This is a genomic window from Comamonas sp. GW821-FHT11H03, assembly GCF_058807955.1.
The window spans coordinates 543376-565053 of the sequence record NZ_JBXARF010000001.1 but is presented as its reverse complement, the minus strand read 5'-3'; the positions used below and the strand labels follow the sequence as shown (position 1 = coordinate 565053).

The following is a 21678-nucleotide window of genomic DNA, read 5'->3' as shown; positions in this document are numbered from 1 at the left end:
GATCTTAGAAATCACCAAGGGGCATAATTTCTTCCATGGTTGTGATGCCTTGAGCTACCTTGAGAATGCCATCCTGTGTCATTGAGCGAATTCCAAGAGAACGTAGTCTTTGAATGGTTTGCTCTTCACTGACGGCGTTGAGAATTTGTAATCTCATATCTGCATCAACCTCAAACATTTCATATACAGCAATTCTTCCAAGAAAACCTGTATGAAGGCAAATATCACAACCAACTGGGTGGCATATTTTTGGTTCTACGAGGGATGAACTGTACTTATTCTGGGTTTTTTTTATCAATTCAAGGTGAATTTCATCCGGATTTTCTACTTCCTTGCGACAGTGCGGGCAAAGGCGCCGGACCAAGCGTTGTGCCATGATTCCCCGCAAACTTGATGCGAGCAGGAAACGTTCAATGCCCATATCTGCTAAACGAGTAATGGCACCTGCGGCACTATTGGTGTGAAGCGTGGAAAATACTAGGTGACCTGTTAAAGCCGATTGCACGGCGATGGAGGCTGTCTCCTGGTCACGTATCTCACCAATTAGAATAACATCAGGATCATGTCGCAGAATGGAGCGGAGTGATGCGGCAAATGTGAATCCAATATCGGAGTTTACTTGTATCTGGGTAATTCCATCAAGCTTATATTCAACCGGATCTTCAACAGTAATAATTTTTTTTAATCCGTCATTGCCAAGATCTAAAGCTGTATAAAGTGTTGTTGTTTTTCCTGAGCCTGTAGGACCAGTGACCAAAATTATTCCATCAGGTGTATGAATCCAACGTTGAAATAAATTTGTATGATCTGGAAGCATACCGAGATCTTCAAGATTGTAATCCGGCCTATCCTGGCGCAGTAAACGCATTACAACAGATTCACCATTACTTCCGGGTAATATGGATACTCGAACATCGAAGACTTCTCCATGAATGCGTGCAGTCATTCGACCGTCTTGAGGAAGACGGCGTTCGGCAATGTCGAGTTGGGAAAGTATTTTGATACGGCAAACTGTCGCATCGAATTTTTCCATCGGAAATCTTTGCAGCTCACGCATGATGCCATCCACGCGAACTCGGGTGATAAACCCATTTTCCCCTGGCTCTACATGAATATCTGATGCGCGCCGCGTAACTGATTGGCTGAGAAGACTGTTTACTAGCTCAACAATTGGACCTTCTTCGGCTAATTCACGTAGATGAGTTAGGTTGTTGACATTGTTGTTTTCGAGTTGTCGATGGAGTGCAATATCTGCATAAAAATTATCTAAATCGACTTGGCGGCACGCTCGCATGGAGATTTTTTTATGATTTTGTACTCCTTGTATACGCAGCATTTCGTTGCTTGTACGAGAAATTAGATCTGTCGTGCAGCAAACGATTCCATCATCATTTTCCCAAAGAATAATATTTTCTTTCTGGCACCATTCAGCTTGTAGTCTTAGATTGAAAAGAGCTTCCTGAATTCTTGGTGCCATGCTGTGGAGTTCGGAGCCAGAAATAGAGGGCCATCCTGTGTACTGGCACAAAGCATCGAATAGGACTTGACTTGGAACCATGCCGGTTCTTGCTGCTATGGTGAGCGGTGAGCCAGATTTTTCTTTAATGATTGCTTCTAGCTGCAGCGAGCGCTCAATATCTATCCATCCTTGGCTCTGAAGGTATTCTATAAATGGATGAATATTGGATTTTTCTGATTCGGTATTCATTTTTTGTTTTCAATCTGACCGATTTTCACTTGGCGCTGCAATCCGTAGTATTTTCCATTTGCTCGTACTACAAGGAGAATATTTTGAGTGCGTTGCAAATTTAAATGGAGCACTGCTTCTGGTTTGGCTGTGGGCGTGAGCTCAAGGCTTGCAAGCAGGACTGACGGCCCTTCGAGTTGAGGGCTGAGGCTCAAGAGCCACATTCGGTCTGTTTGGGGAATGGTGCTTTTGATCTTGACGGGGATGGAGCCGGATGCTGCGACGGAGGGCGGCTCCAGGAGCAAGTCATTGCCGCTTGCGAGCTTCTCGAAGCTGGTGGATGGTGCAAGCGCGCCCAAGTAGGCGTCTACTTTCTGTGTTGCTGGCCGAGGCTGGGAAGCGCCCTGGCCGCCAGGGGGCGGTGTTTGAGCGTTGGCGCAGGGTAGGACAACAGCAGCTAGCGCAGTTGCCAAAGAGAGGAGGAAGAGACGGTTGGAAGCGGTGAGCATGGGGCTATTCTAAAGAAATGACAAGAGAGCTTCCAGTACCTCTAAGAACCGCCAACACAATCCTTGATACGTCGTTTTGCTGTGATCTCAACGACAACCAGACGGTTTGCAGCGCGCGCGCTGCGCTAGCAGAGATTTTTTAGTATATTCTTTTGAGAAAAAGAGGAAAAATATATAAACCTCGTGATAGATGAAATTTCATACGAAACCTAGAATTAAAAAAATAAATAATAAAATAGCCTCAAATGGATTTCTTCTGCATTCCATGGGGTGTTTAAATATTTTCATTTTATATTTTTTATCTTCTGTATTTATATTTTCAAGAATTTGTAGAATTTGCTTTCTATAAACTCCTTGAATTAACATATTTATTCGCTTTATCTTTTGAGTCAATCCATGATTAACTCCTATTTGATTATTTCGGTGTTGTCTGTAAAGAACTGACTGAAAATCATCGATGATCCATGGAAAATTACAGCTTCTTGCATATGCGTATATGAACCAGTCATGATGGTGTGGCAAAAACTGCGGAGAAGTGCTTTGAATTTTATTTTTTATTTCTATGGCCAGTTTTTTAGTAATGACGAATGTGCATCCTGGGCCCGCTGATTCAAAAATGAAATCAAATTTTTTTTGAGGATGTGATTTTTTTACAGATTTTTTCTTTTTGTTTTCCCAGAATGCTAAAAAATCGCTGGAGTATCCATCCGCATGTGCGGTCTTTAAAATATTTGTTGCTCTTTCAAGTTTATTTTCTTTCCATATGTCATCCTGGTCTGAAAATGCAATATAGTCAAAATCTTGAAAATCCACTTCATTTATCAGGTGATAAAAATTTTTCCCGGCTGAGCCATAAATTCCTCCATAAGGAAGAATTTCAATATTGCTCGAATTTATATTTTCGCAAATTTCTTTTGTTCTGTCGCTGGAGAGATCTATGCTTAAAAATATTTTGAAATTTACTTTTTCTTGATTTAAGATAGATGAGATTTGTTGCTCAATATAATTTTCTCCATTATATGCCGCTAAAAGTATTGCTATATTGTCCGGCTTGTTTGAGGTCATTTTTTCAGGCCCCATCGGAAAAAAGCTAACTTGCTGTACATCATTAGATAAATTACGATGCTTATTATTAATGATAGGATTGTGTAATATTTATGGTTATAAAAAAATACAGCGGCAGAACATGGAATTAACACATAAATCCACAAAAATGGAGAAGTCATGCCATTTTGTGTTGTTGGAGATGCATTAGGAAATATTTTTTTTGCCCAGCGTCTATTAGCTAGCATATGCAGATGTACGCTATCGGGTTGACTGGGGTGATAGCCTTTGCGCAGCGTTTTTCTGATAAAACTGAACAGGACTTCAATGATGGGGTAGGAGCATATGAGCAGGCTGCTCCATGGTGAAATAATTGCGTTCCTTTCAGGCAATAGAACCGCAATCCAGGCCAGAGTGAAGCCTAGGAAGTAAGCGCCTCCGTCTCCCAGGAAAATTTTCCCCTTAGGCCAGTTGAGCAGGAAAAAACCGGTCACCGCACCAGCAATAATCAGGCAGGTAAATGCGAGTGGAATATCTCCTGCTTGGCGAGCGATAATTCCGAAGGCGGCGAGCATGATGAGGGCAGTACCTGCAGTCAGACCGTTGAATCCATCAATGATGTTGATGGCATTGGCGACACCGCCTACAGCAAAGGAGGTAAACAGGACGGAAATGAAAATGTAACTCAGCAGCCAGTCGATTCCAGGAATATCCACATGTGTTAGGGATGTGCCTGTAATAAACCATCCTAAAATTCCTGATGCCATCGTAGCCAGTAAACGTATTTTGACGGAAACTTTTTTTGTCACGTCTTCCAGTAGTCCAAATATGAAGGCCGGCATGCCTGCCAATAAAATGGAGCTCAGAATGGAGCGTTTTTCAGCTGCGCTCATGCTGTGGCTGGAGGCGATGAAGCCTGCGAATACGCCTATCACAATGGCAATACCCCCAATTCTAGGAGTAGGGTGTGTATGAAATTTCTGTACCCCGATATTGCTGTCCATGGAAAAATTACCATGCCATGATTTTGTCAATATCAAAAATAAGCAACTAAGAAAAGAAATCAGTCCGGCAAATAACGCGTCGTACCTGAATAGTTCGGAGATCAGAAAATTTAGGGAGAACATGCAGCGTGGATGATTGGTGATAATTCTCGCGTTTTGAGCGTTACGTTGAAAAGCGCTGAGGTTGCGTCAGGATGAGGCACGACAGTTGCGGCACAATGCGGGCCTTGATTGCTTCTATTGTCCCACGTGATCATTGACCGAGAGCTATGACTATGACCATCACCACTCCCATCGCCCCCCGCGACAAAGCGGAAATCCTCGCGCAGGCGCTGCCCTACATCCGCAAGTTCCATGGCAAGACCATGGTCATCAAGTATGGCGGCAACGCCATGACCGATCCCGCCCTGCAGGCAGACTTTGCGGAAGATGTGGTGTTGCTCAAGCTTGTGGGTATCAATCCTGTGGTGGTTCATGGTGGTGGGCCTCAGATTGAAGCGGCGCTGGGTCGTCTAGGCAAGAAGGGTGAATTCATTCAGGGCATGCGTGTCACGGATGAAGAGACCATGGAAGTGGTGGAGTGGGTGCTGGCCGGCGAGGTGCAGCAGGACATCGTGGGTCTGATCCATCAGGCCGGCGGCAAGGCCGTGGGCCTGACGGGGCGAGATGGTGGCTTGATTCGTGCCAAGAAGCTCAAGATGCTGGATAACAAGGATCCGAGCATAGAGCACGATGTGGGTCAGGTGGGCGATATCGTGGCCATCGACCCCAGTGTGGTGAAGGCGCTGCAGGACGATGCTTTCATTCCAGTGATCAGCCCTATCGGTTTTGGTGAGGAGAACGAAAGCTACAACATCAACGCCGACGTGGTTGCAAGCAAACTCGCAACAGTGTTGCAAGCTGAAAAGCTGGTGCTTTTAACCAACACTCCGGGCGTTCTGGACAAGGCCGGCAATCTGCTGACTGATCTGACGGCGCGCGAGATTGATGCGCTGTTTGCCGACGGTACGATTTCTGGCGGCATGCTGCCCAAGATTTCGGGCGCCCTGGATGCTGCCAAGGCGGGCGTGAATGCGGTGCACATCATCGATGGACGCGTGCCGCATTCCATGCTGCTGGAAATTTTGACGGACCAGGCGTATGGCACGATGATTCGCAGCCATTGATGAGTCTGTCTGGCCCTGACATGTGGTTGCTCTTCTCGAGTGGCTTTTCACATATGGCGTTAACATCGCCGCAGGGCTTTCCCGGGTGGAGTCGCGCTCAAGACTCCGCCGCAAGCCGCCTTTGGGCGGCTTTTGTTTTTGAGCGAGGTAGGACTTTATGCGTTTGCTTCTGGTGGAAGATGATGTGATGGTGGCCAGCGGTATCAAGTTGGGTCTTTCCGATGCCGGTTATGCCGTGGACTGGGTGGGCAGCGCCGAGCGTGCGCTGGAAGTGTTGGCCCAGGAAGCGTTCGATGTGGCGGTGATCGATATCGGCCTGCCGGGCATCAACGGCCTGGAGCTGACGCGTCGCCTGCGCAGCAGCGATGTGGAAAGCAAGGCCATGCCGGTGTTGATCCTGACTGCGCGCGATGCGCTGCAGGACCGGGTGCAGGGCCTGGACTGGGGCGCCGACGACTATATGGTCAAGCCGTTCGAGCTGCCCGAGTTGCTGGCGCGCCTGCGTGCGCTGATGCGCCGCTCCCAGGCAGCAACTTCGGCTGTCCTGAACTTTGGCTGCATTGAGCTGGATACGGCAGGCCGTCGCGCCGGCGCACGCCAGCTGCCGCAGGAGGGCGAAACTGAAGGCAAGCTGCTGCCCATCGACCTGGGGCCACGTGAATGGACGGTGCTGGAGTATCTGCTGCTCAATGCTCCCAAGCCCGCCAGCAAGGAAAAGTTGCTGCAGGCCCTGACCGGTTGGGACCGCGAAATTACGCCCAATGCCGTGGAAGTTTATGTGTCCCGCCTGCGCAGCAAACTGGAGCCGCATGGCGTGGCCCTGCGCTCCATTCGCGGCTTCGGTTATCGGCTGGAGTTGATGCCTGAATCCGTTTGATTCTCTATTTGATAGCTGTCAGCGATTGATTGATATGGAGTTTGGTTATTTATATATCTGAACTGGTTATTAATAAAGCGCTTGCAGCTATAAAAATTGAATACTCCGAGTTCTCATTGAATAAGCATTAATGACCGCCAATCTGCGTTTTCGGCTGCTGGTTCTGCTTTTGGTGCCGCTGATGCTGTTGGCGGCCATGGGGGGCTGGTTCAGCTACAGCGCTGCGGATGAGGCCTCCACCCAGCATGACCAGCGTTTGTTGCGCTTGCTGCCGGCCCTGGCCGATTCGGTGCTCGCGCCCTCGATTGCGGACGGTACGCCGCCGCTGGTGTCGTTGACTTCAAGCGTCGAAGACTTTTTGCGCAATCAGGGTGACGAAGCAGGCTATGCCGTGGGCGATCTGCAAGGCAATGTGGTGGCAGGCGACACCTGGATCAGCTTCGATGTGCCTGCGACCGGTACGGCGGAATTCCATAGCCAGGAGCACGACGGTGTGACCTATCGCGTTGCCGTGCTCAAGGCCGAAACCTATGGCGCCGGCGAGATGGTCGTCATGCTGGCCGACAGCAGCGATGTGCGCCAGCAATGGGTGCGACAGCTGCTGATGCATGTGCTGCTGCCCAATCTGCTGCTGATTGCGGGTGCAGCCGTGGCCATTTACTGGTCGGTGAGCCGGGCCTTCAAGCCGCTGCACAAGCTGACGCAGGCGGTGGAGCGCCGCTCGCCGCGCGATCTGAGCCCGATCGACGAGCAGACTTCACCAGCCGAGGTGCGGCCTCTGGTGCGCTCGCTCAATCGCCTGTTCTCCCTGGTCAATGCCCAGGCCGAAGGCCAGCGCCGTTTCGTCGCCGATGCAGCCCACCAACTGCGCACGCCGCTGGCGGCCTTGCAGACCCAGGTGGAGGCCTGGGCCTTGAGCGGACAGGAGGCCAGGCGCCTGGCCAAGCGTACGGGTGAGCCGGCGCAGGTCGTGCTCACGGTGGAGCAGATCGAGCAGCTGCGCGATGCAACCCGGCGCACTTCCCAGCTGGCGCGTCAACTGCTGGCTCTGTCGCGTGCCGATGCGCGCAATGCCGAGGTGCAGCCGCTGCAGGAGGTGGATCTCAAGGAGCTATGCGAAAGCATGCTTGAGACCTTTATCGATCGGGCCTCGATCAAGCATCTGGACTTTGGTCTCGAGGTCGAGCCTGCATCGGTCTGGGGCCATAGCTGGTTGCTGCGCGAACTGGTTTCCAACCTGGTGGAAAACGCCATCAAGTACACGCCCAGGGGCGGCAGCGTCACCTTGCGCTGCGGTCTGCGCCCCCGGCCTGTGGGCACGGACGATGCCACCTTGCTGCAGATGGCGGGTGTGCAGCAATGGGCTTTTGTCGAGGTTGACGATGACGGGCCCGGCGTGCCCGAGGAAGAGCGCAGCCAGATTACCCAGCGTTTCTATCGCGCGCAGGGGGTGATTGAAGAAGGAACCGGTCTGGGCCTGGCAATTGCCGATGAAATAACGCAATTGCATCAAGGTGTACTGAGTTTTTCAGATGGCAGTTTCGGTAAAGGCCTATTAGTAAGACTTGAAATTCCGGTTCAATCAGTTTCAGAGGGCAGTCATGAGGTATCTGAAGCTCTCAAAGGTTAATTTCTCGGTTACGCTTGCGTGTTGGTGAGAGCGGGGGTGAAAGTTCGGGGTGGAGACCGCAAGCCTGCTGTGTATTAAGGTTGGTTTGACGCACCTGGCACCTACCGGTAAGGATAGTCGTGTGCTTAACAGTGCAACTGGCTGTGAGAAAATTGCTAATAAATACTGAGTCGCCTATGTCTGAGTCTGAAGTCCTGTCGCCTGTTTCCAATATTGAAAATCCCGCGGAGGACAGTCCTGCCGCTCCTGCCATGGCTCCTGCACGCAAGCGCCCCAAGCCGGGCGAACGCCGCGAGCAAATCTTGCAGGCATTGGCCTCCATGCTGGAAAAGCCCGGTGCCGACCGTATTACCACGGCGGCCCTGGCTGCCCATCTGAGCGTGAGCGAGGCGGCTCTGTACCGTCATTTCGCCAGCAAGGCCCAGATGTTCGAAGGCCTGATCGAGTTCATCGAGCAGTCCGTCTTCACGCTGGTGCAGCAGATCGTGGGCCGCGATGTGCCCGAGGCTGCACATGACCCGATCACGAGCGTGCGCAATGCCAACCGCGTGGTGGCATTGCTGCTGCAGTTCGGCGAAAAGAACCCTGGCATGGTGCGCGTGATGGTCGGCGACGCCATTGTTTTCGAGCACGAGCGTCTGCAGACCCGCATGAACCAGTTCTTTGACCGCATCGAGTCCACCTTGCGCCAATGCCTGCGCCCTGCCGCTGGCGCCATGGGCTCTGCTGCACCGACGGCCGAAGCATCGGTGGCTGCCAGTGTGCTGACTTCGTTTGCGCTGGGGCGTCTGCAGCGCTATGCTCGCTCGGGCTTCCGTCGCCTGCCCACCGAACACCTGGATGCCAGCCTGGCCATGATGGTCGTGGTCTGAGTCGCTCGTCGGGCACTCTTTCAGAAACGCCGCAGTCTCAGGACTGGCGGCGTTTTTTATGGTGTATCAAGGCACCTGAGTCGGCAAAAGTTCTGGCAGGGAAGGGTAAGTATTTACCCTTGATGGATTCAAAAGCGGCCTGAAACTGTGCAAAATAGAACGAACGTTCGTTTTATTGAGAGTTTCATGGCCTCGTCTCCCGTTTCCCGTTCCACCACTTCTCCCGCCGCCAGGGATGCGGCGCATAGGGCCGGCCGTTCGGGGCAGCAAGGAGAGAGCGGGCCCGTGAAGACTAGCGCAAAGTCTCGCAAGCTGCACGCCCAGGCGCAAGATGCGGTTAGCCCCAGGAAGGCCGTTGAGGCTGCAGCCGTCCGGTCTGCGGGCCGCTCGCTCGCCAAAGGTCAGCAGACCAAGGCCACGATTGTCGAGGCAGCGCTCAATCTTGCCACCCATATCGGCCTTGAAGGCCTGTCCATTGGCGCGATTGCCGAGCTCACGGGGATGAGCAAATCAGGAGTGTTTGCCCATTTCGGCTCGCGTGAGGAATTGCAGATTTCCGTGGTGCACGAGTACCACGACCGTTTCGAGCAGGAAGTCTTCTACCCCGCCATCGAGGCGTCGCGCGGCATTCCGCGTCTGCGCGAGCTGTTTGGCAACTGGATGAAGCGCACTTCCATGGAGATCGATTCCGGCTGCATCTATATCAGCGGAGCGGTGGAGTTCGACGACCGCACGGGTCCGGTGCGCGATGCACTGGTTGAATCCGTCAGCACCTGGCTGGCCGCCATGCGCCGCACCATTGTGCAAAGTCAGGAATGCGGCGATCTGCGTGCCGATGCCGATGCCAGCCAGTTGCTGTTTGAAATTCACGGCCTGATTCTGGCCTTGCACTACGAGGCCCGCTTTCTGCACAGCGAAGGCTCGATAGAGCGCGCCCATGCAGGCTTCAACAACATTCTGGCGCGCTATGCCAGCGAGCCGCCGGCCGCCTGAGGCCACTCACAACCCGCGCCAGTTCCAACCCCAGCAGCAAACCGTTCAACGCGCAACCATCACAGGAGACGACAAATGCCCAGCTACAACCCGCCACTGCGTGACATGCAATTCCTCATGCACGAGGTCTTCAAGGTCACCGAGACCTACCAGCAGATTCCCAAGTACGCGGAGGTCGATGCCGACACCATCAACGCGGTGGTCGAAGAGGCGGGAAAGTTTGCGGCCAATGTCGCGTTTCCCCTGAACATCTCCGGCGATGAAGAGGGCTGCACGCTGAACAAGGAGACCCACGAGGTCACCACGCCAAAGGGTTTCAAGCAGGCATACGCGCAGTTCATCGAAGGCGGCTGGCCTGCTCTGTCCTGCGATCCGGAGTATGGCGGCCAGGGCCTGCCCTTCGTGCTCAATTCGGCGCTGTATGAAATGCTCAACAGCGCCAATCAGGCCTGGACCATGTATCCCGGTCTGTCGCATGGCGCCTATGAGGCTTTGCATGCCTATGGCACGCCGGAGCAGAAGAAGACCTATCTGGGCAAGCTGACCAGCGGCGAGTGGACCGGCACCATGTGCCTGACCGAGCCGCACTGCGGCACCGACCTGGGCCTGCTGCGCACCAAGGCCGAGCCCTTGGGGGATGGTAGCTACAAGATCACCGGCAACAAGATCTTCATCTCTGCCGGCGAGCATGACTTCACCAGCAACATCGTGCACCTGGTGCTGGCGCGTCTGCCCGATGCGCCTGTCGGCTCCAAGGGCATCAGCCTGTTCGTCGTGCCCAAGTTCAAGGTGAAGGCCGATGGAACGTTGGGCGAGCGCAACCCGATTTTCTGCGGTGCGCTGGAGCACAAGATGGGCATTCACGGCAATGCCACGGCCCAGATCAATATCGATGGTGCCGTCGGCACCCTGGTGGGCGAGCCCAACAAGGGGCTGCAGGCCATGTTCGTGATGATGAATGCGGCCCGCCTGGGCGTGGGCAACCAGTCGCTGGGGCTGACCGAGGTGGCCTACCAGAATGCACTGGCCTATGCCAAGGACCGCCTGCAGATGCGCAGCCTGTCGGGCGTGAAGGCCAAGGACAAGCCGGCTGACCCCATCATCGTTCACCCCGATGTGCGCCGCATGCTGCTCACGGCCAAGGCCTATGCAGAAGGCGGCCGCGCGCTGTCCACCTTCTGCGGTTTGCTGCTGGACAAGGAGCTGCACCACCCCGACGAGAAGGTGCGCAAGGACAGCGGCGAGCTGGTGGCATTGCTGACGCCCATCGTCAAGGCCTTCATCACCGACAACGGCTGGACGGCGACGACGCTGAGCCAGCAGGTCTTCGGCGGCCACGGCTTCATCAAGGAATGGGGCATGGAGCAGTTTGTGCGCGATGCGCGCATCAACATGATCTATGAAGGCACGAACGGCATCCAGGCGCTGGATCTGCTGGGCCGCAAGATCCTGGGCAACCAGGGCGCGACGCTCAAGAAGTTCGGCAAGCTGATCGCTCAGCTGGTGGAGGAAGAAGGCGTCAACGAGAAGATGAGCGAGTTCATCACGCCCATTGCCATGCTGGGCGAGCAGATGACCAAGTTCACCACCGAGATCGGTTTCAAGGGCATGCAGAACCCCGACGAAGTCGGCGCAGCCGCCGTGGACTATCTGCGCGTGGCCGGCCATCTGGTCTTTGGCTACCTGTTTGCTCGCATGGCCCAGGTGGCGCTGCGCGAGATCGCGGCCGGCAATGCAGATCCCTTCTACCAGGGCAAGCTGCAGACCGCGCGCTTTTATTTCGCCAAGCTGTTCCCCGAGACGGCGTCGCTGATGCGCACCGCTCGCGCCGGCAGCCAGTCGCTGATGGATAGCGACGCGGCCCTGGCCTGATGTTCCGCAGGCGCATGCTGCTTCGCTATTGAAAGAGTAGCTTCATGCGCCTATTCATCCGTTGTTTTGAATATAAAGGACTCGGAAATGAAGAAGATAAAAGCGGTAGCAGCTCTTGTATTGATAGCGAGCAGCATGTCGGCTGCCTGGGCGCAGATGTCGCCCATAGGCACCTGGCGCAGCATGGATGAAAAGGAAAACACGCCCAAGGCGCAGGTGAAGATCACCGAGGCCGGCGGCGTGGTCACGGGCAAGGTCGAGGCCCTGCTGCGCAAGGGCGCGGACCCGAATGCGCTGTGCACCGAGTGCAAGGACGAGCTCAAGGACAAGCCCGTGGTGGGCATGACGCTGATCAGCGGCGTCAAGAAGGCCGAAGGCAAGGAAGTCTGGGAAGGCGGCAAGATTCTCGATCCCGAAAACGGCAAGACCTATACCGTGCGCCTGACGCCCATCGACGCAGGCCAGAAGCTGGAAGTGCGTGGCTCCATCGGTCCCTTCTGGCGTACCCAGACCTGGATCCGCGTTCAGTAATTGAAATGAAGCCCCTTGAGTCGCTGCGCCTGGATGGCTGCGCACCTTCCTCTTCTCTTGACGCGTTACGCGCTGACGGAGGGGGATGCAGCCCCGGCCCTCGCTCGGCTGCCCCGGACTGGGGCGCGCCAGTTTCATGCGCTGTGCGCATTATGAATACCTGAAATGAATGCAATCATGTCCCGATTCAATGTGAAAAAAGTCGCCGTGCTGGGCGCGGGCGTGATGGGTGCGCAGATTGCCGCCCATCTGGTCAACGTCAAGGTGCCGGTCATTTTGTTTGACCTGCCGGCCAAGGAAGGCTCCAAGAGCGGCATTGCAGAGCGCGCCATTGCCAACCTGAAAAAGCTCAAGCCTTCGCCGATCGGTGTGGCCGATGATGTGGAGCTGATCCAGGCGGCCAACTACGAAGAGCATATGAAGCTGCTCAAGGGCTGCGATCTGGTGATCGAGGCCATTGCCGAGCGCATGGACTGGAAGCTGGACCTGTATCACAAGATCGCTCCCTTCGTCGCCAAGCACGCGCTGCTGGCATCCAACACTTCGGGCCTGTCGATCACCAAGCTGTCCGAGGCCTTGCCCGACGCCATCAAGCCGCGCTTTTGCGGCATTCACTTCTTCAACCCGCCGCGCTATATGCAGCTGGTGGAGCTGATCAACACGCCCACCACGCAGGCCGAGGTGCTGGACCAGCTCGAGGCCTTTGTCACCAGCACGCTGGGCAAGGGCGTGGTGCGCGCGCACGACACGCCCAACTTCATCGCCAACCGCATCGGCATCGCCGGCATGCTGTCCACGATGAAGGAGGTCGAGAACTTCGGCCTGTCCTTTGACGTGGTGGACGACCTCACGGGCAAGAAGCTGGGCCGCGCCTCCTCGGGCACTTTCCGCACGGCCGATGTGGTGGGCCTGGACACCATGGCCCATGTCGTCAAGACCCTGCAGGACAATCTGAGCCTGGAGACCGACCCCTTCTACGCAAGCTTTGGCACGCCGCCCGTGCTGGCCAAGCTGATCGAGCTGGGCAACCTGGGCCAGAAGACCAAGAAGGGCTTCTACAAGAAGGTCGGTCGCGACATCTTCCAGTTCGAGCTGGACAGCGAGGACTACATTCCCGCAGGCGGCAAGGCCGATGAGGTCTACGGCCGCATGCTCAAGAAGCCCGCTGCAGAGCGCCTGAAGCTGCTGCGCAATGCCGAGGGCAAGGAAGGCCAGTTCCTCTGGGCCATTTTGCGCAACAGCTTCCACTATGCCGCCGTGCACCTGCATTCCATTGCCGATTGCGCACGCGATGTGGATCAGGCCATGCGTTGGGGCTTCGGCATGAAGCAGGGCCCGTTCGAGCTGTGGCAGGAAGCCGGCTGGCTGGAGGTGGCCAAGATGGTGCAGGAGGACATCGATGCCGGCAAGGCGCTGTGCAAGGCGCCGCTGCCCCAATGGGTTTTCGAAGGTCCGGTGGCCGAGGCCGGCGGCGTGCACACCGGCAATGGCTCGTGGAGCCCTGCGCAGAACCGATTCGTGCCGCGCCGTGTGCTGCCCGTGTACGAGCGTCAGCTCTTCCCCGAAAAACTGCTGGGTGAAACCGATCTGCCCGACTGGCAGACGGCTGGCACAACGATTGCCGAAACCAGGGCGCTGCGCACCTGGACGCTGGATGGCAAGGTCTTGATCGCCAGCATCAAGAACAAGATGCACGCCATCAGCCCCGAAGTCATGGAAGGCCTGATGGAGGCGGTGGATACGGCCGAGAGCGACTTCGACGCTATGGTCATCTGGTCTGGCGATGCGCCCTTCAGCGTGGGTGCGGACCTGGAGGCCACCATGCCTGCCTTTGTGATCGGTGGAGCGGACGCCATCGAGAGCATCGAGCAGGAGCTGCAGAACCTGATGCTGCGCTTGCGTTATGCACAGGTGCCCGTGGTGTCTGCCATTCACGGGCTGGCGCTGGGCGGCGGCTGCGAGATGGCGGTGTATTCGGCGCGTCGCGTGGCCCATATGGAAAGCTATATCGGTCTGGTGGAAGTCGGCGTGGGCCTGGTGCCCGGCGCCGGCGGCCTGACCTATATCGCGCGCCGCGCAGCCGAAAATGCTGCCACCAGCACCGGCAAGGATTTGCTGCCCTTCCTGACCGAAGGCTTCACGGCCGCCGCCATGGCCAAGGTGGGCACCAGCGCGCTGGAGTCGCGCAAGCTCGGCTATCTGCTGGACAGCGACATCGTCGTTGCCCACAAGGACGAGGTGCTTTTTGTTGCCATCAATGAGGCCAAGGCCATGGCAGCCAGCGGCTGGCGTGCACCGCACAAGCGCAGCTTTCCCGTGGCGGGGCGCAGCGGCCAGGCCACCATCAAGGGCTCGCTGGTCAATATGCGCGACGGCGGCTTCATCAGCGAGTTCGACCAGCATATTGCGGGTCTGATCGCCAATGTGGTCTGCGGCGGCGATGTCGATGCCGGCACGCTGGTGGATGAGGCCTATCTGATGAGCCTGGAGCGCAAGGCTTTCTGCCATCTGATTGCCCACCCCAAGACCCATGAACGAATCCTGGGCATGCTGAACACCGGCAAGCCGGTCCGCAACTGATTTGATATGAGCATCCCCCTGAGTCGCTGCGCGCCTTCCCCCTTCTCCCGCTTTGCGGGAAGGAGGACGCCAGCAACGCTGCGGGGCGGCCCTTGCTTGCTGGCTGCTGGTATGCGCCGCCAAGCAATTGAAGCCTTGCACACAGGTTAAAGAGCTAAGAGACAACCAAGGAATTTGGTCATGAAACAAGTACAAGACGCCTATATCGTTGCCGCCACGCGCACGCCTATCGGTCGCTCGCACAAGGGTTTTTTCCGCAACTACCGTCCCGACGATCTGCTGGCCACCACGCTCAAGGCGGCGCTGGCCCAGGTGCCCGGCCTGGACCCCAAGGCGATCGAGGACATCGTCTGCGGCTGCGCGATCCCCGAAGCCCAGCAGGGCCTGAACGTGGCGCGTATCGGTGCCGTGCTGGCGGGCCTGCCCACCAGCATCGGCGGCATCACCGTCAACCGTTTCTGCGCCTCTGGCCTGTCGGCCGTGGCCATGGCGGCGGACCGCATCCGCGTCGGTGAAGCCGATGTGATGGTTGCCGCCGGCGTGGAGAGCATGAGCATGGTGCCCATGATGGGCAATGCGCCCAGCCTCTCGCCCAGCATCTTCGAGCGCGACGGCGATGTGGGCATTGCCTACGGCATGGGCCTGACGGCAGAGAAGGTGGCCCAGCAGTGGAAGGTCTCGCGCGAGGCGCAGGACGCGTTTGCACTCGAATCGCACCGCCGCGCGATCGCCGCGCAGCAGGCCGGCGAGTTTGCCGCCGAGATCACGCCGATCGAAGTCACCGACCGCACGCTGAACATCGCCACCGGCGAAACCGTGGCCAGCACACGCACCGTGAGCCTGGACGAAGGCCCGCGCCCCGATACCAGCCTCGAAGGCCTGGCCAAGCTGCGCACCGTGTTTGCGGCGCGCGGCTCGGTCACTGCGGGCAATAGCTCTCAGACCAGCGATGGTGCGGGCGCGCTGATCATTGCCAGCGGCGATGCCGTCAAGCGCTTTGGCCTGACGCCGCTGGCGCGTTTCGTCAGCTACGCCAGCAAGGGTGTGCCGCCCGCCATCATGGGCATTGGCCCTATCGAGGCCATTCCCGCTGCGCTGCGCTACGCGGGTCTCAAGCAGGACGATATCGACTGGTACGAGCTCAACGAGGCTTTTGCGGCCCAGTCCCTGGCCGTCATCAACACCCTGGGCCTGGACCAGAGCAAGGTCAACCCCATGGGCGGTGCGATTGCACTGGGCCATCCCCTGGGGGCAACCGGAGCCATCCGTGCCGCCACCGTGGTGCATGCGCTGCAACGCAAGCAGCTCAAGTACGGCATGGTGACCATGTGCGTGGGCATGGGTCAGGGCGCGGCAGGCATCTTCGAGCGCGTCTGAACACTGCCGACCATGCAGACCGACCCGTCACAAGCCTCTGGGCCAGCTCCGGTGCAAGCTACCGTGCAATGGACGGAGTTGGCTTTGCCCATCTCCGTGGGCTCGGGCCATCTGGTGCTGCGCCAGTGTCAGCCCAGGGCGGCTGCGCCGCTGGCCCAGGTGGTGGTGGCGGGCGCCATGGGCGTGCAGCAAAGCTATTACCAGGCCTTTGCCCGCTGGCTGGCGGAGCAGGGCTATGGCGTCACCACCTTCGACTACCGCGGTCATGGCCTGTCGCTGCAGGTGCCGCTGCGCGACGCCAGGGCCGACTTGCTGGACTGGGCCAAGGACTGCGAGCTGGTGGCCGCGCATCTCAAGCAGCAGTTTCCCCAGCAGCCGCTGATCTGGATTGGTCATAGCGTGGGCTCGCAACTGCCGGGGCTGGCTTCCATCCCCCTGCCCATCAACGGCTTGCTTTCCGTGGGCAGCGGCAGCGGCTACTGGCGCGATAACGCAGCGCCCACGAGGCGCATGATCCGGCTGTTCTGGTGGGGTGTCGCTCCGCTGGTCACGGCTTTGTACGGCGCTTTTCCGGGACGCAAGCTGGGCATCGTGGGCGATCTGCCGGCAGGCGTGATCTGGCAGTGGCGTCGCTGGTGCCTGAATCCTCTGTACGCCATGGGGGTGGAGGGGCGCTGGGCCGCCGAGGCCTATGCAGCAGCCCACTACCCCTTGCATGCGCTGTATTTCGAGGACGACGAAATGATGTCGCTGGCCAGCGTTCAGTCGCTGGTGAACTGGTACAAAAGTGCGCCCAGCACGCTGGAGCGAGTGGACCCGGGGCTGGCTCCGGGCGGACGCATAGGCCATCTGGGGTATTTCAAGGAAGAGATGCGCGAGCTACTGTGGCAGCCCCTGTTGCCTTTGCTGCAGAGCTGGCGCGACGGTGATCGCGGCCCAGGCAAACCCTTGTTCGGGCCGCATGAGTCACCTGTTTGACGGCTTTCATTCCCACCCTTGGGCAACACTGCCAATCATGAGCACAGACCTCCACCCCTTTGATCGTGCCGTAGCGCTGACCGCTACGGGCGTGCCCAATCAGTACCAGGGAGCGGCCTCGCCCGATTACTGGAATATGGTCGGCCCTTATGGCGGCATCACGGCGGCCAGCCTGGTGCAGGCCATTGCGCAACACCCGCAGTGCCTGGGCGATCCGCTGTCCATCACCGTCAACTATGCGGCAGCCGTGGGACCGGGTGCTTTCGAGATCGACGCCAGGCCGGTGCGTACCAACCGCTCCACCCAGCACTGGCTGCTGACGATCACCCAGCCCGATGACCAGGGCCAGCCGCAGATCGTGACCACGGCAACGGCCGTGACTGCGGTACGCCGTCAGACCTGGAGCGTCAGCGATATGCCCATGCCCGAGGTCCGGGCTGCTGCCGAGGTGGAGCGTGTGCCGCCGCTGTTCAAGGCCTCAGAGTGGCTGACCCGCTATGAGATGCGATTTGTGGACGGAATCCTGCCGCGTGAGGAGGACGGGGCCGAGCGCGACAGTCTGACGCGACTCTGGGTGAGAGACAATCCGCCGCGTCCGCTGGATTTCGCGTCGCTGGCTGCGGTCTCCGACGTGTTCTTTCCGCGGGCGTGGCTGCGCCGCTCCAGGCGCGTGCCGGCGGGTACGGTGTCCATCACGGTCTACTTCCATGCCGGACGCGAGGAGCTGGCCGAGGCAGGTGACGGATTGCTGCTGGCGCAGGCGCGCGGGCAGGAGTTCCGCAACGGATTTTTTGACCAGACGGCCCAGTTGTGGAGCCAGTCCGGCCAGATGCTGGCGACCAGCCACCAGATTGTTTACTACAAGGAGTAGCGCGCCGAAACCGGCAAGCTGTTCACATCATTCACAAGGCAACACCATGAGCAATACCCAGGATAGCCAGGACATCCTGGTACACACCGAAGAGGGCGTGTGCACCATCACCTTCAATCGTGCGGCGAAGAAGAACTCCTTCACCGAGGCCATGTACACCCAGATGGCGGATGCACTGGCGGCCGCCAAGGTCGACGCAGGCGTGCGCGTGGTGGTGTTCCAGGGCGACATCGCCATCTTCAGCGCAGGCAACGATATTGCGGACTTCCTGAAGCAGGCCTCCACCCCCGATGCCATGGGCGCCGATGCCCCCGTGTGGCGTTTTCTGCAGGAAGTCTCGGCCTTTCCCAAGCCGCTGATTGCTGCGGTCTGTGGCCCGGCCGTGGGCATTGGCACCACGCTGCTGCTGCACTGCGATCTGGTCTATGCCGGCGATAACGCCGCTTTCTCGCTGCCCTTCATCAACCTGGGCGTATGCCCCGAAGCGGCATCCAGCCTGCTTCTGCCCCAGATGCTGGGTTATCACCGCGCCGCCGAGGCCCTGCTGCTGGGCGAGCCCTTCATGGCAGAAGCCGCGCTGGAGGTGGGCCTGATCAACCGCGTGGTGCCGCCCAACGAATGCAATGCCGTGGCACAGGCCCAGGCCAGAAAGCTGGCGCGCAAGCCCTTGTCCTCGCTGATCGAGACCAAGCGCCTGATGAAGGGCGGCCAGGCCAAGGCAGTGGGCGAGCGTATCGTGGAAGAAGGCGCGGTCTTCGCCCGCATGCTGCGCGAGCCCGCAGCCAAGGAAGCCCTGACGGCCTTCATGGAAAAACGCCACCCCGACTTCAGCCAGTGCTGAAGTCAGACATTGCGGCAGCAATTGGAGCGTAGCGATGGGTGGCGGTTTCGCCAAAAACGCCACCCCGACTTCAGCCAGTGCTGAAGTCAGACATTGCGGCAGCAAGTGGAGCGCAGTGATGGATGGTTGCTTTACTCAAAGCGCCATCCGGATTTGGGCATGTACCGGCATCCCGGCCAGCTTCGCCGGCTTGCGGCCGTGCCGATCTGAGAATCGCCCGTTGCAGGGCGATTTTTCTTTGACCGTTTTTCAGGATTGCCTATGACATCCAGGTCCGTACCGTCCCTCAATTGGGCGCAGGAGGCTGCCGAGTCCGTGCAGTTCGAGCCGGAGTTCATCTCCGGCTTGCGCGAGATCTTTGAAACGCGCGTGGCCTTCAACCAGACCATAGGGCTCAAGATCGGCGAGATCACGCCCACGCTGGTGCAGGGGCATATCGCCATGCGACCTGATCTGATCGGACATTCGGCCTATCAGCGCATTCATGGCGGCGTGATCAGCGCCGGCCTGGACTCCATGGGCGGGCTGGCTGTAATGGCGGCCATTGCGGCCAAGCATATGGACGATACGCCCGCGCAAAGACTGCATCGGTTTTCCCGGCTGGGCACAATCGATCTGCGGGTGGACTACATGCGCCCCGGCATCGGCAAGGAATTTCTACTCACTGCCAGAGTGCTGCGCCTGGGCTCGCGGGTGGCGAATACTCAGATGGAGTTTCTGTCGGTGGATGGCGAGCTGCTCTCGACCGGCACAGCGGCCTATATCGTCTCTTGACGCTCTCTGAAACGAGAGCGTCAAGCGCCAGCGAAATATGGACTGGCAGCAAAAAGTGCTTCAAAGATGGGCAAGTGAACGCTTGCCCGGATGCAGCCAAATCTTTCATTGTGTGAGATCAGGCAATGCATGCAAGTAACTGAAACTTGTGAAAGCTTTGCTTACCGTTATTGCGAGATGACGGTAAATGTTGCTACTTATGCTGCATAGGATGGCACTTTCTGACTAGGAGATTCCTGCCATGGCTGTGCAAAACCCGTTCTTCGGCAAACGCGATAACGATAACTTTCCTTCACGCAGTTCCGTCAGCGGGCTTTCGACAGCGAATAGTGCTGCGACATCTGGCGCCAGCTCTCTGAGTAACGCGGGCCTTGGCACGGCACCATCGAGCACCATGCGTGCGGCTGCGACTGCGACTGCAACTGCCACCGCACATGCTGCGGAGGAAAACGGAGGCAGCAAGCTGACCGTCGGTCCGAACATCAAGCTCAAGGGCGTGGAGATCACGGACTGCGACACCTTGGTAGTGGAGGGAACGGTTGAGGCGACCATGAACTCCCGTGTCATCAAGATTGCCGAACAGGGGGCGTTTCACGGTACGGCCGAGATCGATATCGCAGAAATCCACGGCAAGTTCGACGGCACTCTCACGGTGCGCGAAAAGCTGGTGATCTATGGTTCCGGCAAGGTCAGCGGCACGATCCGCTATGGCAAGGTGGTGATCGAAGAGGGGGGCGAGTTGACGGGGCAGATCGAAGCGGGAACCCGCTCCGGCACCAGCAACTCCAGCACTGCCTCTGCTTCAGCCTGGAGCAAGAGCAGTGCCGGCAGCAGCGCCAGCAGCCAGGTGAGCGGTGTGACCAGCAGCAATGAAACGACGGGTAGCGCTGCAGTCGCCTGAATCTCTGCGCACAGCCCATGAAAAAAGCGACCTTCGGAGGTCGCTTTTTTATGCCTGAACAATGTCAGTTCTTGCTGGCAGCAGCCTGAGCCTGGATTTTCTCGCGCCAGGCACGTGTCTGCTCGGTGTCGGGCAGAGACTGGGGCTTGCCGGTAGCGTCTATGGCCACATAGGTCAGGCGGGCCTCGGTCACTTTGACATATTTGCCCTGGTCGGAAAAGCGCTCGGCAAAGACTTGCACATCCACGGCGACCGAGGTGCGACCCACATGCTGCACGCCAGCATAAAAGGACAGGATGTCGCCCACGCGCACGGGTTGCTTGAAGATGAATTCGTTGACGGCCACGGTCACCATGCGGGTGTGGCTGATGCGTTGAGGCAGCACCGAGCCGGCCAGATCCACCTGCGCCATGACCCAGCCACCGAAGATGTCGCCATTGGCATTGACATCGGCAGGCATGGGCACGACTTTGAGAACCAGTTCCTTGTCGGCGGGCAGGGCAACGCTGGGAAGGTCGGGCGAACGGGGGGGCATGGAAATCTGTGACACGAATGGAAAGATTGAATTGTCCCTCAACATCGGGTTTCTACCATGTTGGCGAGGAAAAGCCACTAACGACGGTTCGGGCAAGTAAGTAGGGGGTAACTATGCAGCGGTGTTTGTGGTGGATCTGTGGATGCCTGAGTGTCGTGCTGGCGGCCTGCAGCAGCCATCCGGTAAAAGCCCCAATATCGGGCAGAGACGATGTGACATCTGCAACGCCGCTCAAACCGCTTGTGCAGGCCGTGCAGCCCTCCTGCCATCCGGAGCCCTTGACCGGCGCGGCAGCGCTGGCCGGACCTTTCACGGCAATGACTCCCAGGCAGGCCTTGCAGGCCGGTGCGCTGAATGCGCGTGTCTGCTGGGCTGGCGGGCTGCGCACCCTAAGAACGTGTTGACGATCTCCTCGCGCCACGACAGTGGCTTTGCGGGATGGGATGCAAGGCGCGTTACCGCAGCAATAGCTGTGCTATTGCGAGGATTCGCAACGCCGCAGACCGCCCGCAAAGTCCCTGTCCCGAAGGGTTGGAGCGCAATCGGGCGATTTCTGTACGCTGTCTCTTGCTTGCACCCCGGTGCAAGCGGCGAGCCATCGCTTCGAACTCATCCCGATTGCGCTCCAACGCGGCT

The 21678-nt window shown here is 57.7% G+C and carries 19 protein-coding genes; 14 read left to right on the top strand and 5 right to left on the bottom strand.

What is annotated here, in order from left to right; genetic code table 11:
- Positions 1-4 precede the first annotated feature (4 nt).
- The 4 genes from AC1RTQ_RS02665 to AC1RTQ_RS02650 all read right to left on the bottom strand — a co-directional run bounded on the left by AC1RTQ_RS02665 (position 5) and on the right by AC1RTQ_RS02650 (position 4244).
- On the bottom strand, positions 5-1708 hold the full coding sequence (locus AC1RTQ_RS02665) for a GspE/PulE family protein (RefSeq protein WP_492874109.1): 1704 nt from the start codon (positions 1706-1708) through the stop codon (positions 5-7).
- Complete coding sequence (locus tag AC1RTQ_RS02660) at positions 1705-2196, bottom strand: thiosulfate oxidation carrier protein SoxY (protein WP_492874108.1); 492 nt, start codon at positions 2194-2196, stop codon at positions 1705-1707. Before AC1RTQ_RS02660 ends, AC1RTQ_RS02665 begins: the two co-directional genes overlap by 4 nt.
- Before the next feature lie 198 nt (positions 2197-2394).
- The gene (locus tag AC1RTQ_RS02655; RefSeq protein WP_492874106.1) at positions 2395-3261 is read right to left on the bottom strand and encodes a glycosyltransferase; all 867 of its coding nucleotides are present in this window, start codon (positions 3259-3261) and stop codon (positions 2395-2397) included.
- A complete protein-coding gene (locus tag AC1RTQ_RS02650) occupies positions 3258-4244 on the bottom strand; it encodes an MraY family glycosyltransferase (protein ID WP_492874105.1) in 987 nt (328 codons plus the stop codon). The genes AC1RTQ_RS02655 and AC1RTQ_RS02650 overlap by 4 nt, the downstream gene beginning before the upstream one ends.
- A gap of 275 nt (positions 4245-4519) precedes the next feature.
- On the opposite strand from AC1RTQ_RS02650, the gene argB reads away from it, so the two are divergent.
- The 14 genes from argB (at position 4520) to AC1RTQ_RS02580 (ending at position 20507) form a co-directional block, all read left to right on the top strand.
- Entirely contained in the window at positions 4520-5410 is an 891-nt protein-coding gene (gene argB / locus AC1RTQ_RS02645) for an acetylglutamate kinase (RefSeq protein WP_492874104.1), read from the top strand.
- Positions 5411-5567: 157 nt separating this feature from the next.
- Positions 5568-6287, top strand: a complete 720-nt coding sequence (locus AC1RTQ_RS02640) for a response regulator transcription factor (protein ID WP_003068054.1) — start codon at positions 5568-5570, stop codon at positions 6285-6287.
- Between the two features lie 130 nt (positions 6288-6417).
- Positions 6418-7917 carry a sensor histidine kinase gene (locus AC1RTQ_RS02635; RefSeq protein WP_302088986.1) on the top strand — a complete coding sequence of 500 codons (1500 nt, stop codon included), beginning with the start codon at positions 6418-6420 and terminating at the stop codon, positions 7915-7917.
- 176 nt (positions 7918-8093) lie between these two features.
- Entirely contained in the window at positions 8094-8789 is a 696-nt protein-coding gene (gene slmA, locus AC1RTQ_RS02630; protein WP_034373339.1) for a nucleoid occlusion factor SlmA, read from the top strand.
- 186 nt (positions 8790-8975) lie between these two features.
- Positions 8976-9782, top strand: a complete 807-nt coding sequence (locus AC1RTQ_RS02625) for a TetR/AcrR family transcriptional regulator (RefSeq protein ID WP_304349455.1) — start codon at positions 8976-8978, stop codon at positions 9780-9782.
- A 75-nt stretch (positions 9783-9857) separates the two neighbouring features.
- Positions 9858-11654 carry an acyl-CoA dehydrogenase C-terminal domain-containing protein gene (locus AC1RTQ_RS02620; protein WP_492874103.1) on the top strand — a complete coding sequence of 599 codons (1797 nt, stop codon included), beginning with the start codon at positions 9858-9860 and terminating at the stop codon, positions 11652-11654.
- Between the two features lie 87 nt (positions 11655-11741).
- On the top strand, positions 11742-12185 hold the full coding sequence (locus AC1RTQ_RS02615) for a DUF2147 domain-containing protein (RefSeq protein WP_304349453.1): 444 nt from the start codon (positions 11742-11744) through the stop codon (positions 12183-12185).
- 177 nt (positions 12186-12362) lie between these two features.
- Positions 12363-14765: a 3-hydroxyacyl-CoA dehydrogenase/enoyl-CoA hydratase family protein gene (locus AC1RTQ_RS02610; protein WP_492874102.1), complete on the top strand. Its 2403-nt coding sequence runs from the start codon at positions 12363-12365 to the stop codon at positions 14763-14765.
- Between the two features lie 180 nt (positions 14766-14945).
- Positions 14946-16142 (top strand): acetyl-CoA C-acyltransferase, encoded by a 1197-nt coding sequence (locus AC1RTQ_RS02605; protein WP_114863266.1) that lies wholly within the window; start codon positions 14946-14948, stop codon positions 16140-16142.
- A 12-nt stretch (positions 16143-16154) separates the two neighbouring features.
- A complete protein-coding gene (locus AC1RTQ_RS02600) occupies positions 16155-17120 on the top strand; it encodes an alpha/beta hydrolase family protein (RefSeq protein ID WP_492874101.1) in 966 nt (321 codons plus the stop codon).
- Positions 17121-17157: 37 nt separating this feature from the next.
- Positions 17158-17991, top strand: a complete 834-nt coding sequence (locus AC1RTQ_RS02595; protein WP_492874099.1) for an acyl-CoA thioesterase — start codon at positions 17158-17160, stop codon at positions 17989-17991.
- Between the two features lie 46 nt (positions 17992-18037).
- Positions 18038-18832, top strand: a complete 795-nt coding sequence (locus AC1RTQ_RS02590) for an enoyl-CoA hydratase (protein WP_492874098.1) — start codon at positions 18038-18040, stop codon at positions 18830-18832.
- Positions 18833-19093: 261 nt separating this feature from the next.
- Positions 19094-19606 carry a thioesterase family protein gene (locus AC1RTQ_RS02585; RefSeq protein ID WP_492874097.1) on the top strand — a complete coding sequence of 171 codons (513 nt, stop codon included), beginning with the start codon at positions 19094-19096 and terminating at the stop codon, positions 19604-19606.
- A gap of 241 nt (positions 19607-19847) precedes the next feature.
- Positions 19848-20507, top strand: coding sequence for a bactofilin family protein (locus AC1RTQ_RS02580; RefSeq protein WP_492874096.1), 660 nt, complete (start codon positions 19848-19850; stop codon positions 20505-20507).
- 64 nt (positions 20508-20571) lie between these two features.
- On the opposite strand, the gene AC1RTQ_RS02575 is transcribed toward AC1RTQ_RS02580, so the two are convergent.
- Positions 20572-21042 (bottom strand): acyl-CoA thioesterase, encoded by a 471-nt coding sequence (locus tag AC1RTQ_RS02575; protein WP_492874095.1) that lies wholly within the window; start codon positions 21040-21042, stop codon positions 20572-20574.
- Positions 21043-21678 lie beyond the last annotated feature (636 nt).

What these genes read in the sequence shown, in the direction of transcription:
- AC1RTQ_RS02665 (WP_492874109.1), bottom strand. Translation starts at nt 1,708, where the DNA reads ATGAATACCGAATCAGAAAAATCCAATATTCATCCATTTATAGAATAC.
- AC1RTQ_RS02660 (WP_492874108.1), bottom strand. Translation starts at nt 2,196, where the DNA reads ATGCTCACCGCTTCCAACCGTCTCTTCCTCCTCTCTTTGGCAACTGCG.
- AC1RTQ_RS02655 (WP_492874106.1), bottom strand. Translation starts at nt 3,261, where the DNA reads ATGACCTCAAACAAGCCGGACAATATAGCAATACTTTTAGCGGCATAT.
- AC1RTQ_RS02650 (WP_492874105.1), bottom strand. Translation starts at nt 4,244, where the DNA reads ATGGACAGCAATATCGGGGTACAGAAATTTCATACACACCCTACTCCT.
- argB (WP_492874104.1), top strand. Translation starts at nt 4,520, where the DNA reads ATGACCATCACCACTCCCATCGCCCCCCGCGACAAAGCGGAAATCCTC.
- AC1RTQ_RS02640 (WP_003068054.1), top strand. Translation starts at nt 5,568, where the DNA reads ATGCGTTTGCTTCTGGTGGAAGATGATGTGATGGTGGCCAGCGGTATC.
- AC1RTQ_RS02635 (WP_302088986.1), top strand. Translation starts at nt 6,418, where the DNA reads ATGACCGCCAATCTGCGTTTTCGGCTGCTGGTTCTGCTTTTGGTGCCG.
- slmA (WP_034373339.1), top strand. Translation starts at nt 8,094, where the DNA reads ATGTCTGAGTCTGAAGTCCTGTCGCCTGTTTCCAATATTGAAAATCCC.
- AC1RTQ_RS02625 (WP_304349455.1), top strand. Translation starts at nt 8,976, where the DNA reads ATGGCCTCGTCTCCCGTTTCCCGTTCCACCACTTCTCCCGCCGCCAGG.
- AC1RTQ_RS02620 (WP_492874103.1), top strand. Translation starts at nt 9,858, where the DNA reads ATGCCCAGCTACAACCCGCCACTGCGTGACATGCAATTCCTCATGCAC.
- AC1RTQ_RS02615 (WP_304349453.1), top strand. Translation starts at nt 11,742, where the DNA reads ATGAAGAAGATAAAAGCGGTAGCAGCTCTTGTATTGATAGCGAGCAGC.
- AC1RTQ_RS02610 (WP_492874102.1), top strand. Translation starts at nt 12,363, where the DNA reads ATGTCCCGATTCAATGTGAAAAAAGTCGCCGTGCTGGGCGCGGGCGTG.
- AC1RTQ_RS02605 (WP_114863266.1), top strand. Translation starts at nt 14,946, where the DNA reads ATGAAACAAGTACAAGACGCCTATATCGTTGCCGCCACGCGCACGCCT.
- AC1RTQ_RS02600 (WP_492874101.1), top strand. Translation starts at nt 16,155, where the DNA reads ATGCAGACCGACCCGTCACAAGCCTCTGGGCCAGCTCCGGTGCAAGCT.
- AC1RTQ_RS02595 (WP_492874099.1), top strand. Translation starts at nt 17,158, where the DNA reads ATGAGCACAGACCTCCACCCCTTTGATCGTGCCGTAGCGCTGACCGCT.
- AC1RTQ_RS02590 (WP_492874098.1), top strand. Translation starts at nt 18,038, where the DNA reads ATGAGCAATACCCAGGATAGCCAGGACATCCTGGTACACACCGAAGAG.
- AC1RTQ_RS02585 (WP_492874097.1), top strand. Translation starts at nt 19,094, where the DNA reads ATGACATCCAGGTCCGTACCGTCCCTCAATTGGGCGCAGGAGGCTGCC.
- AC1RTQ_RS02580 (WP_492874096.1), top strand. Translation starts at nt 19,848, where the DNA reads ATGGCTGTGCAAAACCCGTTCTTCGGCAAACGCGATAACGATAACTTT.
- AC1RTQ_RS02575 (WP_492874095.1), bottom strand. Translation starts at nt 21,042, where the DNA reads ATGCCCCCCCGTTCGCCCGACCTTCCCAGCGTTGCCCTGCCCGCCGAC.